This is a genomic window from Erwinia sp. V71, from assembly GCF_965644245.1.
Taxonomy (GTDB): domain Bacteria; phylum Pseudomonadota; class Gammaproteobacteria; order Enterobacterales; family Enterobacteriaceae; genus Erwinia.
The window spans coordinates 1-12,905 of the sequence record NZ_CBFFRK010000129.1; the positions used below are offsets into that span (position 1 = coordinate 1).

10 protein-coding genes and 2 pseudogenes are annotated in these 12,905 nt (G+C 54.0%); 7 read left to right on the forward strand and 5 right to left on the reverse strand.

Translation table 11 applies throughout. From position 1 onward, the window contains the following. Positions 1-30: 30 nt before the first annotated feature. A complete protein-coding gene (gene aroQ / locus ACSZO1_RS18990) occupies positions 31-510 on the reverse strand; it encodes a gamma subclass chorismate mutase AroQ (protein ID WP_437615428.1) in 480 nt (159 codons plus the stop codon). A 237-nt stretch (positions 511-747) separates the two neighbouring features. On the opposite strand from aroQ, the gene ACSZO1_RS18995 reads away from it, so the two are divergent. The 7 genes from ACSZO1_RS18995 to licT all read left to right on the forward strand — a co-directional run bounded on the left by ACSZO1_RS18995 (position 748) and on the right by licT (position 7,200). Beyond that, positions 748-999, forward strand: a complete 252-nt coding sequence (locus ACSZO1_RS18995) for a hypothetical protein (RefSeq protein WP_437615430.1) — start codon at positions 748-750, stop codon at positions 997-999. 84 nt (positions 1,000-1,083) lie between these two features. Further along, complete coding sequence (locus ACSZO1_RS19000; protein WP_437615432.1) at positions 1,084-1,614, forward strand: DUF523 domain-containing protein; 531 nt, start codon at positions 1,084-1,086, stop codon at positions 1,612-1,614. 109 nt (positions 1,615-1,723) lie between these two features. Continuing rightward, positions 1,724-2,452 (forward strand): MipA/OmpV family protein, encoded by a 729-nt coding sequence (locus ACSZO1_RS19005; protein ID WP_437615434.1) that lies wholly within the window; start codon positions 1,724-1,726, stop codon positions 2,450-2,452. 83 nt (positions 2,453-2,535) lie between these two features. After that, a complete protein-coding gene (locus ACSZO1_RS19010) occupies positions 2,536-2,766 on the forward strand; it encodes a hypothetical protein (RefSeq protein WP_437615436.1) in 231 nt (76 codons plus the stop codon). A 215-nt stretch (positions 2,767-2,981) separates the two neighbouring features. Then, a complete protein-coding gene (locus tag ACSZO1_RS19015) occupies positions 2,982-4,370 on the forward strand; it encodes a glycoside hydrolase family 1 protein (RefSeq protein WP_437615438.1) in 1,389 nt (462 codons plus the stop codon). A 37-nt stretch (positions 4,371-4,407) separates the two neighbouring features. Beyond that, the gene (locus ACSZO1_RS19020; protein ID WP_437615440.1) at positions 4,408-6,279 is read left to right on the forward strand and encodes a beta-glucoside-specific PTS transporter subunit IIABC; all 1,872 of its coding nucleotides are present in this window, start codon (positions 4,408-4,410) and stop codon (positions 6,277-6,279) included. Between the two features lie 78 nt (positions 6,280-6,357). Continuing rightward, positions 6,358-7,200, forward strand: coding sequence for a BglG family transcription antiterminator LicT (licT, locus tag ACSZO1_RS19025; RefSeq protein WP_437615442.1), 843 nt, complete (start codon positions 6,358-6,360; stop codon positions 7,198-7,200). Here the strand turns inward: licT and ACSZO1_RS19030 are convergent. From ACSZO1_RS19030 to ACSZO1_RS19045, 4 genes and pseudogenes are all read right to left on the reverse strand, one after another. Continuing rightward, positions 7,197-8,504, reverse strand: coding sequence for an MFS transporter (locus tag ACSZO1_RS19030; RefSeq protein ID WP_437615443.1), 1,308 nt, complete (start codon positions 8,502-8,504; stop codon positions 7,197-7,199). The genes licT and ACSZO1_RS19030 overlap by 4 nt on opposite strands. Before the next feature lie 231 nt (positions 8,505-8,735). Then, a pseudogene (locus ACSZO1_RS19035) lies at positions 8,736-10,208 on the reverse strand (glycoside hydrolase family 1 protein). An 11-nt stretch (positions 10,209-10,219) separates the two neighbouring features. Then, positions 10,220-12,160 (reverse strand): beta-glucoside-specific PTS transporter subunit IIABC, encoded by a 1,941-nt coding sequence (locus ACSZO1_RS19040; protein ID WP_437615445.1) that lies wholly within the window; start codon positions 12,158-12,160, stop codon positions 10,220-10,222. A 102-nt stretch (positions 12,161-12,262) separates the two neighbouring features. Beyond that, positions 12,263-12,829, reverse strand: a pseudogene (locus ACSZO1_RS19045) (BglG family transcription antiterminator); the annotation flags it as partial. Positions 12,830-12,905: the final 76 nt, after the last annotated feature.

Sequence of the window (12,905 nt, forward strand, 5' to 3'; positions counted from 1 at the left end):
TTCCGGCAGCCTTCAGTGGTCTTTGCAGAGTTAAGACAGACGGCTTAGCGTTGCACTTCGAACTTGAATCCGCCCTTCACCAATCGTTATCCCATTCTGCAGCATCTGCGCCAGGTGCTGCAGGGTATGCAATCCCGTCTGGCTGATTTTTTCCCGCACCACCGTAAGCGGCAACGGCGTCCACTTCTCCTCCGGTTGTGTCAGCCAGTCGGCGCGATAACGGTACTGTATCGCTTTCGCCACGTTCATCTGCGCGATAATAAAGGGTTTCACAGACTGGGGATGCAGCCCTATTTTTCCCGCCTGGCTAAGTGTCAGTGCAGATACCCGCGCTTCCTGCTGCAGATCCTCGACGGGCTGGTGATGGGTCGCCTTATATCCGGCAACGTCCTTCATCCAGGACAAACGCTGGTTAATATCTTCAAATAACTGCGTTTTCTCACTGGCGTGCGCGACTGAGAACGTCAGCGGCGCCAGTATCAGCGCCAGCAAACCATATTTACTGCTCATGCTCATTTTCATCCTTGTCACCTCCTGTGTTGTTTACCATCGCAACCTGTTAATTCCTTTTCATGATGGATTTTAGTCGATATTGGTGAAAAATTGTTCTGTGACAGTTGCGGGCCTGCCGGTTAGCTTTAATACTTAGCACTGGACGGCTGTTCACCTGTTGCAACACCGCCGCCAGCGGGTGAAAATAGCAGCTATTTTTCGCTTATCTCCTCAAGACAGTTGCCAGTTACCGCAATGAAAACGCCCAGACCGCGTCGGCCAAATGGCCGGTGGATTTACTACATACTTTATGATGGCATTTTGTGGCCCTGCCCGGTGCGCTGGGAGTGGGAACATGGCTATAGCGGCTGGCTGCCCTTCTATTACTCGCCGACATTTGAGTTTGTGGCGGGCGACCCGGGAAAAGCTCACCGTGTGGCAAAAAGCGCCAGCAAAACACGCAATACCACGCGCGTGACGCACACTGAGCAGCGAGAATTCTATTAATAATGTTTAACTGAACCGCGCATTTCTCGCGTGGGTCAACATTGAGTGCCATCATGCCCGTCTGCACATTTCGTCCGGGCAATCATGAAAAAAATCCTCCTCAGTGCCTGTCTTGCAGGCCTGCCAGTGCGTTATAACGGCACAGCAAAAACGGTCGTCAGCCAGCACATTACGCGCTGGCAATATGAGAAACGTTTTGTCGTTTTCTGCCCCGAACTGGCGGCCGGGTTTCCCATCCCACGCCCTTCCGCTGAGATCCAGCCCGCCTGGCGTGGCAATCGCGTGATTGCACAGGGTGCGCGCGTGACCGAGAGCACCGGCGATGACGTCACCGAACGCTATATCCTTGCCGCCTGGCTGACGCTGGAGATGGCGCAACAACACCACTGCCAGTTTGCTATCCTGACCGAAGGCAGTCCATCCTGCGGCAGAAACGTCATCTACAGCGGTGCGTTTAGCGGCGACAGAGTGAGTGGCATGGGCGTGACCGCCGAATTGCTGACGCGCCACGGCATTGAAGTGTTCTCTGAATATGATCTTCCCGCGCTGTGCGCGCGTCTGGAGACCGAAGAAGCTGCCAGCATCATCCCGTTGCGTCTGTCTGATAACGCGTAATGCGTTGCCGCCATCGTGTTGACCACCTGTATGCCAATCTTCCGCCTGTATCACAGCCCACCTGTCGGGAAGGGTTACACTGACAGCAGGCTGAACACAGGTCACCATCATGAAACCACTCCTGCTGCTGCTGGCTGTATTGTTAATGCCTGCGCCGCTGACGGCGGCCGATCTGGCGCTGGATAATCAGTGGCAGATTAATCCTTACCGCGCCAGACGAGCCGACTATACGTCCTTCCCACTGCTAAGCTGGCAGGGGGAGTACCTGTATATCGATGGCGATGAGGCCGGATTACTGGCCTGGCAGGACAACAATAATACCCTGAAACTAAAAGGATGGTGGTTTGATCGCCATTACGATCGCCGTGATGGCGCGGATGCATCCATGCGTCAGTTGAATAACCGTCGTACCACGCTGATGGCGGCGTTGAGTTATCAGCGCATCACGCCTTATGGCGCACTGTTTGCCCAGCTGGCGACAGATGCTCTCGGGCAAAGCAATGGGATGGTCGCCACCCTGTCATGGACCGGATACCGGAAAACCGGCGCGCTGGAGTGGTTCCCCGCCGTGGGTATCGACTGGGAAGATGCGCGGCAAACGCGCTATTACTATGGCATTACCGATGATGAAGCGCACCGCAGCGGCTTAACCGGTTATCGCCCTGGTGCGGCATTGACGCCGTGGCTGCAGATGGCCTGGCAATACCGCTTTAACGCCCGCTGGCAGGGGTTTATCGCTGGCCGGGTTAACTGGCTGGATCAGGACGTGCGCCGCAGCCCGATGGTGGAAAAACCGGTCAGTTATACATTCGATATTGGCGTAAACGTCCACTTCTGATCACACTCCCGTCTCACCGTAATCAAGTCATGCCAGCCGATGCCGATAATCAAAAAAAACAGACCTGCTCAGGAAGTAACCAGATGGCGATTATTTTTATTCCTGCGCTGATCAAGCTGCTGGTCCATGCCCAACAAAATCAGTCCACGCCGTTATCGCGCGAAGAAGTGGAAACCATTCGCGATAATGCCACCGCGGTCAGTGTGCCGGATACTATTGCGACGGAAATGGCACAAAACGGCAGCTGGGTGGATATCAATCCCGAGCGATGCTGGGAAGAGTGGCAGGACTATCGTCGGGTAATGAACTCTTAATCCCCTGACCTGGCGGCAGAAATGTCTGACAACATAAGTGACCCTTATCACACTAACGCACGTGGCGAATTGCCGCCGCGTCGTTTCTTTGTATAGTGTGAAGCGTCAAGGGACGTAACCGCACAACGCGGGCGAGACCTGGGCAAAGCAGCGTGATTTTTCACGCCGCTTTGCCCAGGTTTTTTTTTGCTTGAAGAAAAGGAGAGGAGAGGAAAATGAAGACATTCCCGGCAGATTTTTTATGGGGCGGTTCCATGGCGGCGAACCAGGTAGAGGGCGCATGGAATCACGATGGCAAAGGCGTATCCACTTCCGATCTGCAATTTAAGGGCTTACACGGCGGCGTCACCCCGCGCAGCGCGGGCGACAGCTGCATTAAAGATACCGCGATCGATTTTTATCATCAGTATCCGCAGGATATTAAACTATTCGCCGAAATGGGCTTTAAGGTACTGCGCACCTCCATTGCCTGGACGCGTATCTATCCGCAGGGTGACGAAGCGGAACCGAATGAAGCCGGACTGGCGTTCTACGATCAGCTGTTTGATGAGATGGCAAAATATAACATCCAGCCGCTGATCACCCTGTCGCACTATGAAATGCCGTATGGCCTGGTGGAAAAATATAACGGCTGGGGCAGCCGCAACACTATCGCCCACTTCGAAAAATATGCCCGCACCGTGTTCAGCCGCTACAAAGATAAAGTGAAATACTGGCTGACGTTTAATGAAATCAATATGGCTATCCATTCGCCGTTTACCGGCGTCGGCTTAAGCGGTGAGCCGTCGAAGCAGGAGATTTACCAGGCCATTCACCATCAGCTGGTCGCCAGTGCGCTGGCGGTCAAAGCCTGCCACGAGATCATTCCCGATGCGAAAATCGGCAACATGCTGCTCGGTGCCCTGCGTTATCCGATGACCTGCCAGCCGAAAGATGTGCTGGAAAGCCTGCAGAAAAACCGCGAGTGGCTGTTCTTTGGCGATGTGCAGGTACGCGGCACCTATCCGGCCTGGATGGGGCGTTATTTCCGCGAGAATAATATCGAACTGCAGATCAGCGATGACGACCTCACCGCGCTTAGTCATACGGTGGATTTCGTCTCCTTCAGCTACTACATGAGCGGCTGCGCCACCTTCGAACCGGAAAAATATCTGACCTCGCGCGGCAACATTATCCGCCTGATCCCGAATCCAAATCTGAAAGCGTCCGAATGGGGCTGGCAAATTGACCCGGAAGGGCTGCGCATTCTGCTGAACGACCTGTGGGATCGTTACCAGAAACCGCTGTTTATTGTCGAAAACGGCCTCGGCGCACGCGATGTGGTGGAGAGCGACGGCACCATCAACGACAGCTACCGCATCGACTATCTGCGCCAGCATCTGCTGCAGGTACGTGAAGCGATTGCTGACGGCGTCGAACTGCTCGGCTACACCAGCTGGGGACCGATTGACCTGGTCAGTGCCGGTACTGCGCAGATGGAGAAACGCTATGGCTTTATTCATGTCGATCGCGATGACCAGGGCCAGGGCAGTTTAGTCCGCCGCCGTAAGAACAGTTTCTGGTGGTATCAGGACATTATTCGCAGTAACGGCGCAGCACTGTAAGCAGCATTGATACCTCACAGGGATAAAGGGAAAAACGATGAACAGTAAACAACTGGCGGAACAGATCCTGCGCCATGTCGGCGGCGAGGGAAACGTGAACACTCTGGTTCACTGCGCCACCCGGCTGCGCTTTAAGATTGTCGACATAAAGCAGGTCGATTTACCGGCATTGGAAGCGCTCGAGGGTGTAATTACCGTGGTGCAGGCTGCCGGGCAGCTGCAGGTGGTGATTGGCAATCGGGTGGCGGAGGTGTATCGCGAATTTGGCCCGATTTCCACCCTGCTCAATGACAGCCGTGAGCAGAAAGAGGAGAGCCCGCAGAGTGAGCAAGGCACCCTGCTCGGTCGCCTGGTGGATGTTGTTTCATCGATTTTTACCCCGCTGCTGGGAGCGATGGCCGCCGCCGGTGTACTGAAAGGCGCACTGGCGATTGTGCTTGCACTTGGCTGGATGAACACGAAGCAGACGGAATATATTATTCTGCATGCGGCGTCAGACAGCCTGTTCTACTTCCTGCCGCTGCTGCTGGCGATTACCTCGGCGCGTAAATTTGGCACCAACGTTTTTGTCGCGGTGTCGCTGGCGGGCGCGCTGGTGTATCCGAGTATTCTGACGCTGTTTGAGAGCGGACGCGAAGTCTCGTTCTGGGGCATTCCGGTGGTGATGATGAAATACACCGCCTCGGTGCTGCCGATTATTTTCAGCGTCTGGGTGATGAGTTATCTGGAGCGTTTTCTCAATCGCTGCTTCCATGAAAGCGTGCGTACCATTCTGACTCCCTTCTTCCTGCTGCTGATCATGGTGCCACTGACGCTGATCAGTATTGGCCCGGTCAGCATTACACTCAGTGAATTTATTGCGCACCTGTTTGTCAGCATTTATCACGTTAACCCGATCATCGCCAGCGCGCTGTTTGCTGCGCTGTGGCAGGTGTTTGTGATTTTTGGCGTGCACTGGGGTTTTGCCACCCTGTTTATCAACGACCTGTCGGTGTTTGGCCGCAGTTACCTGAAAGCCGCCTGTGCCCCGGCGGTGTTCTCCCAGTCCGGCGCGTTGCTGGCTGTGATGCTGCGCACCCGCGATCCGAAAATGAAAGCGCTGGCGGGCAGCAGCTTTATCGCCTCGGTGTTTGGCATCACCGAACCCGGCGTCTATGGCGTGACGTTAAAACTGAAAAAACCGTTTATCTGCGCCGTGATCGCCGCCGCCTTCGGTGGCGCGGTGGTCGGTTATGCGCAAAGCTCGGCGATTTCCATGGGGATGCCAAGTCTGCTGACGATGCCGATTTTTTATGGCGACGGCTTTATGGGCTTTGTTATTGGCTGTGTGCTGGCATTTGTCATCAGCCTGATCCTGACGCTGGTGGTGGGCTTTACCGATATCGCCCCCGAACAGCCTGCGTCAGATAACGCCACGTCAGCACAACCGCAGGCGGCACCGGCCAGAATGATGCTGGCGGGTGAATCCATCGCGATGCCACTGAAAGGAGAACTGATTGCGCTGGAAGAGGTGGATGATAAAATTTTCTCTTCGGGCGTGGTCGGCCAGGGCGTGGCGGTGATCCCCAGCGAAGGACGGGTGTATGCACCGGTGGATGGCGAAGTGGCGCATACCTTTGACAGCGGCCATGCCATTGGGCTGCGTTCCACTTCCGGGGCGGAAATTCTGATTCATATCGGCATTGATACCGTGCAGTTGCAGGGTGAACATTTCACTGTGCATGTCGCGGAAGGTGACATCATTCACAGCGGCCAGCTGCTGATTGAATTTGATATTGAGGCGATTCAGCGTGCAGGTTATCAACTGGTCACCCCTGTCGTGATTACCAACCCTGACGCGTATCGCGGTGTTGAAACCCTGCCACACCAGCAGCAACAGCCGGGTGAAACGATTATCATGCTGACCTGAGGCACATCAGCGCCAGACGCCAGGGAACTGACCGACAACAATAAGGCCGCATCAAGCGGCCAGATAACGGGTAACAGTATGAAAATTGACAGGATCTTAAACAACAATGCGGTGGTGGCAATCAGCGAAAAAGGTGAAGAGTGCGTCGCGCTGGGAAAAGGCGTTGGTTTTGGCAAGAAGGTGGGCGACAGCGTGGATGAAACGCTGGTTGAGAGCCGTTTCCTGAAAAGTCAGGGTGATCTTTCCCGTTTCTTTGCCGAGATCCTCGCTGAGCTTCCCCCTGTCTATCTGACGATTACCGATAAAATCGTCACCCTGGCGCGTAACGCGCTGAATATTGAACTGCAGGACACTCTGTTTATCGCCCTTAGCGACCACATTAATTTTGCCGTGCAGCGTCATCAGAAAGGCATGGCAATTAAAAATCAGCTGTTATGGGATATCCGGCGTTTTTATCCGCAGGAGTATGCGATTGGTGAACAGACACTGCAGCTGATCAATCAGACCCTGCAACTGACGCTGCCGGAGGATGAAATTGGCTTTATTGCGCTGCATATCGTCAATGCGTCCGGGCGCGATAATATGCAGAATGTGATGCTCAGTACCGAGATCGTGCGCGATATGCTGAATATTGTGAAATACGATCTGAATATCGACTGGGATGAACGCAATCTGAACTACCAGCGTTTCCTCACCCATCTGAAGTTTTTCACCCAGCGCCTGCTGACGCGCGATTTTGTCGATCATCAGCAGGTTTCACTGTATGAAGATATTGATCAGCGTCTGACGCAGTCCTGGCACAGTGCGCTGAAACTGAGTGCGTATGTGCAGAAGCATTATCAGTATCAGCTCACTTACGATGAAATCGCTTTCTTAGCCATTCATATTGAACGGCTGAGAAAAAACAGCCAGTTCCGTTAAACCGTGCTGCCCGTAGCGGGTTCCTGCTGGTCTTCATCGTCCTCTGTCATCACCATCACCGATTCAATTTCTGCCTCATCCAGCGTCGGATTCAGCGCCGCAGCCAGCGGTGAACTGGTCAGGCTGTCGGGCACCAGCACATGGGGCACTGGCGTGGCATCTGGCTCAGCAGCCACAGCTGCGCGTTGCCGGCTGAATCCACCAATCACCAGCCCGCAGAAGGCGAAGAACGCATACAACATATTGCCGCCGAAGGGTTGCATCAGCGCCCCGGTCAGCAGCGGCCCGATACAGGCGCCAATGCCAAACGCCATTAACAGGCAGGCAGTCAGCGACACACGCCGTTCCGGTGCCACCTGATCATTGGCAATCGCCACCACCAGCGGATAGAGCGCGAACTGCAGCAGGCTGACCACAAACGCCATGCCGACAATCAGCTGAAAGCTAAACTGCCACGGCAGTGCCAGCGGCAGCGAGGCGACGGCAAATAGCAGGGCAGCGATCAACAGCAGACGCTGACGATCCACCCGGTCTGACAGCCAGCTGAGTGGAAACTGGGTAATCAGCCCGGCAAAAATGGTGATGCCCATAAACAGACCAGTGAGGTGCGGACCAAAATTGAGCTGGCTGATATACACCGGTGCCATGCCATAAAACGCACCCACCGCCATGCCAATCACCAGCGTCATCGCCAGCACGGTGGGAATGGTGCGAAAGAAGTAGCCCAGTTCCATTGGCGCAGGCGACATCGGCCGGGCGTTGGTGCGGGTGGTGAGCGCAATCGGCACCAGGCAGAGAGAAAAGCAGAGCGCGACAATCATCAGGCTGGTGATACCAAAATCGCTCTGCGTCAGCAGGATCAGCTGACCGCAGGAGAGGCCAAGATAGGTCGCCACCATATACAGGCCGAAGATCACACCACGCTGTCCGGTTTCCGCCTGGTCGTTCAGCCAGCTCTCCAGCACCATATACTGGCACATCATGCACAGCCCGATAATCAGGCGCAGAAAGATCCACAGTGGCAACAGATCACTTAAGCCATGTCCCAGTACGGAAGCGGTAATGATCCCGGCGCAGGCCACATAAGCGCGAATATGGCCGACGCGGGCAATCAGGTTGTGCCCGACCTTGCCGCCAATCACCAGACCAATATAGTGCGCCGCAGTGATAGAGCCGATCAGCGCGCCGCTCACCTGCTCATGGGCCAGTCGCAATGAGATATAAGTGGTCAGTAAACCGGAGCCAAGCAGCATCAACAGGGTGGTGGTATACAGCGGCAGAAATGCGCGGAGGATTTTCTTCATGACGTCTCCCTGTTGGATTAATACAGACTTTCAGTGTTGAAGCCTGGCCGTTTTTACGCACAACGGCAAATCTCAGGAGAAAATTCAGAGTATTAGAATAAATATCCCCTCTCCCACGACGTGGGGCAGGGTCAGGGTGGAGGAACTCACAACATCGATGCTGAGTCGTTTGCTCCCCCATCCCAACCTTCCCCCACTCTGTGGGGGAAGGGGCTAAGGGCTAAAAGCGGCTTAGTTACTCAAATCCTTGCCATTCGACGCGATCACCTTTTTATACCAGTGGAAGCTTTTCTTACGTGAACGCTTCAGCGTCCCCTGCCCCATATCATCCTGATCAACATAGATAAAGCCGTAGCGTTTCGACATCTGCGAGGTGCTGGCGCTGACCATATCAATCGGTCCCCACTAGGTGTAACCAAACAGCTCAACGCCGTCGGTAATCGCTTCACGCATCTGCTCGATATGCAGACGCAGATAATCAATGCGGTAATCATCATCGATGGTGCCATCTGCCGCCGGAACATCCACCGCACCGAGGCCGTTCTCCGCCACAAACACGGGTTTCTGGTAACGGTCATACAACTGGTTTAACGCCAGACGCAGCCCTTTCGGGTCAATCTGCCAGCCCCAGTCGCTTTCCGGCAGATGCGGATTGCGGATACCGCCGGTGATCAGATTCCCCTTCACCCCTTCCAGTTTTTCCGGGTGCGCGCTGACGGTGCTCGACATGTAATAGCTGAACGAGACATAGTCCACCGGATGCTGACGCAGGATCTCATCATCACCAACGGCTTTCTCCAGCACTACGCCCTTCTGCGCCAGCATACGATCGGCCCATTTCGGATAGTAGCCACGCGCCTGCACATCACTGAAGAACAGCGAAACGCGCTGCATATCCTCACACGCCTGCAGATCATCAGGATGACAGGTATGCGGATAGAGGATCTGGTAGCTGATCATGCAACCCACCTGCGAGCCAGGAATGATCGCATGGCAGGCTTTGGTCGCCAGCGCACTGGCAACAAACTGATGGTGTGCCCCCTGATATTTCGCCTGCTCCAGGTTCGGATGATTCTCTTCGACCACACCCACGCTGACATACGGATGATGTTTTACGCAGTTGATTTCATTAAACGTCATCCAGTACTTCACTTTATGGCGATAACGTTTAAACACTGTGGTGGCGAAACGTACATAGAAATCAATTACCTGACGGTTCGGCCAGCCGCCATACTCGGTCACCAGCGTCAGAGGCATCTCATAATGCGACAGCGACACCACTGGCTCAATGCCATAGCGTTGCAGGGTATCGAATACCCGGTCATAGAACGCCAGTCCGGCTTCGTTGGGTTCCAGCTCATCGCCGCGCGGGAAGATACGCGTCCACGCCAGCGACATACGGAAACATTTGAACCCCATTTCAGCAAACATGGCGATATCTTCTTCATAATGATGATAGAAATCGTTGCCTTTACGTTTCGGGTAATACTTTTTGCTGTTCGGGTCCTGCGCTTCCGCCACCTGAGCATGGGTCATCCCCGCCCACTGATCGAGCCAGCGCTCTTTTGGTGCATTGATATCAAATACAAACACATCAGACGCCGACAGACCTTTGCCGTCAGCATCATACGCGCCTTCCAGCTGATTCGCGGCCGTCGCGCCTCCCCATAAAAAGTTATCCGGAAAATCTTTACTAAACGTCATTCTTTTCTCCCCTATGCCGTCGTGGCGGTCAGTTGTAAAAAGGCTTCACGCGATGCCACAGCGCCCTGTTTCAGCTGGCTGATAGCACCGTAATGGTCGGTATTGGTGACGATAACAATCACGCTCGGATCGATATTGGCCGCAATCAGCGCGTCAAGATCGAAGCTAATCAGTGGGTCGCCCACCTTCACCTGCTGACCATCTTCAACATGGCGGGTAAAGTGGCGGCCATTCAGTTTCACGGTGTCGATGCCGATATGAATCAGCACTTCTGCGCCGCTGGCGCTTTCCAGCGTAATGGCATGGTTGGTGGCAAACACCGAGCCGACGTTGCCATCAATCGGTGACAGTAACTCCCCTTTCAGCGGCACAATCGCCATCCCTTTGCCAAACACTTCATCAGCAAATACCGGATCACTGAGTTCACTTAGCTGTGCCAGCTGACCATCAATCGGTGCGAACAGTTGTTCATTTTTGCTGATCGCCACCGGGCTGATACCCGCCAGTAACTCTGCCTCTGCGCTGCTGCTGACCGCCGCTGGCGTCGGCACTGCGGCAGCGACCGCAGGCGCCTCAGCAGGTTGTGCCGGCGCACTGTTTTCCGGTTTTTCTTCAAAGCCCATCACCACCGTCAGTACCGCCGCGACACCGAAGGCAATCGCCATACTGACCAGCGCCCAGTCAAATGTCGGCCCGACCAGCGCCGGTAAACCGGGTAAGCCACTGAGGGCATAGGCATAAGTTTTCACGCCCATGGTGGAACCAAAACATCCACCACAAGCACCGCCGATTAACGCAGCGGCAAACGGCTTTTTAAAACGGATATTGACGCCGTACATGGCGGGTTCAGTGACGCCCATCAATGCGGTAAAGGAGGTAGAGAGCGCCAGACTTTTGGTTTTCTTATTGCGGGAACGCAGAAATACGCCAAATGCTGCACCCGCCTGACCAAAGTTGGCAGCGAACATCAGGATCTTGATCGGGTCATAACCCAGTTTGGTGATGTTGTTGATAATGATCGGCACCAGCACATAGTGCATACCGGTGATAATCATCAGTGACAATGTACCCCCCACCAGAATCCCGGCCAGCGGGCCCATATTATCCACCAGCCAGATAATGCCGCTGGAAAGGTTATTACCGACTGAGATCCCCGCCGGGCCGATAAAAATCAGCATAACCGGCGCGACAATCAGCAAACTCAGTAGCGGAGTAAACATGGTTTTTAGCGCGTTAGGCATCACCCGGTTAATCTGTCGTTCGACAAAACTCAGCAGCCAGACTGACAGGATGATCGGGATGACCGATGAGGCATACGATACCGCTGACACACCGAGTCCGAGGAACTCGACAGGCGTGCCGGATTTAAACAGCGTGGTCAGGGTCGGGTGAAACAGAATCGCCGCCAGCGCCACCGAAAGATAGGGGTTAGCGCCAAACTTATTCCCGGCGCTGAAGGCCAGCACCATTGGCATAAAGTAAAACACCCCATCACCAATAGCGGTCATAATCTGGAAAGTCTGATTACTGCTTGCCACCCAGCCAAAGGAGAGGCACAGCGACAGCAGCCCTTTCAGGATACCTGCGCCAGCAATCGCCGGAATAATCGGTGAGAAAATGCCGGAAATAATCTCCAGCGCCACCGATACCGGATTACGACGTTTGTGCTCTGCGGCAGGTTGTTCTGTTGCCTGTGCAGCGGCGGTGTCGGGCAGTTCAGCCTGAATGGCATGGCAGACCTGCGTCACCTTGCTGCCGATAATCACCTGAAACTGGTCGCCGGACAGGTTAATCCCCATCACGCCATCCAGCTGTTCCAGCTGCGCTCGCTGCACCTTCTCGTTATCTTTCAGGTCAAAGCGCAAACGGGTGATACAGTGAAACACTGAGTTGATATTGTCTGCGCCGCCCAGCAGTTCAATAATGGTGCGCGCAGTTTGCGGATAATCCATACATCATTCTCCAGAAAAGGACCCGAAAGTCCCGTCAAACAATTGCCGAAAATAACGGCAGGTTGCTTCCTCTGGGGTTTGCCTGATTTAACAGTAACAATCCTAAATGGAATTCTGATTACGGTGCATTACGTTATAAATATGCACCGTAAGGTAAAGCTTTTCTGATTTCGTCATCTGGTGGCTGTAGTTCTTGCTAATAAAATCGCTGATCGCATTGACACAACCAACCGTTTTTTCATGACGTTTATTAATTTCGGTAAACAGTAATTCGTCGTCATTATCCAGCACCACGCCATTAATCACCCGCTGGGCGAAAAATTTCACATGAGTGATAAAGCGATGGTAATTAATGCTCTGCTCATAAATCGCCATACCAAACCAGTATTTGACGATATTCTGAATCTGATAAATCAGCCGGGTGATTTCCATCACCTAGTTATCCTGATTATTCATCCCGGCATTGACGATATGCAGCGCGATACTACAGGCCTCGGCGTCCGGCAACAGCACTCCGGTGCGTGAGGCGATCAGCGCCAGCGCCTGATGGCCGACAAGGTACTCTTTTTGATAGAAATTACGCACTTCCCACTGTAAGGGATTGTGGATCTCCATCCCGGCACGAATACGTTCCAGGGCAAAATTAAGATGGTCGGCCAGCGAGACATACCGCGAATTCAGATAATAAGTGCAACGCTTGGTCATGTGGATGGAGGGACGGTTAGCTACCGATAAGCTATCCTGC

Excerpts from the sequence above, each read along its gene's own strand:
- ACSZO1_RS18995 (WP_437615430.1), top strand. The coding sequence starts at position 748 with ATGAAAACGCCCAGACCGCGTCGGCCAAATGGCCGGTGGATTTACTAC.
- ACSZO1_RS19000 (WP_437615432.1), top strand. The coding sequence starts at position 1,084 with ATGAAAAAAATCCTCCTCAGTGCCTGTCTTGCAGGCCTGCCAGTGCGT.
- ACSZO1_RS19020 (WP_437615440.1), top strand. The coding sequence starts at position 4,408 with ATGAACAGTAAACAACTGGCGGAACAGATCCTGCGCCATGTCGGCGGC.
- licT (WP_437615442.1), top strand. The coding sequence starts at position 6,358 with ATGAAAATTGACAGGATCTTAAACAACAATGCGGTGGTGGCAATCAGC.
- aroQ (WP_437615428.1), bottom strand. The coding sequence starts at position 510 with ATGAGCAGTAAATATGGTTTGCTGGCGCTGATACTGGCGCCGCTGACG.
- ACSZO1_RS19040 (WP_437615445.1), bottom strand. The coding sequence starts at position 12,160 with ATGGATTATCCGCAAACTGCGCGCACCATTATTGAACTGCTGGGCGGC.
- ACSZO1_RS19010 (WP_437615436.1), top strand. The coding sequence starts at position 2,536 with ATGGCGATTATTTTTATTCCTGCGCTGATCAAGCTGCTGGTCCATGCC.
- ACSZO1_RS19005 (WP_437615434.1), top strand. The coding sequence starts at position 1,724 with ATGAAACCACTCCTGCTGCTGCTGGCTGTATTGTTAATGCCTGCGCCG.
- ACSZO1_RS19030 (WP_437615443.1), bottom strand. The coding sequence starts at position 8,504 with ATGAAGAAAATCCTCCGCGCATTTCTGCCGCTGTATACCACCACCCTG.
- ACSZO1_RS19015 (WP_437615438.1), top strand. The coding sequence starts at position 2,982 with ATGAAGACATTCCCGGCAGATTTTTTATGGGGCGGTTCCATGGCGGCG.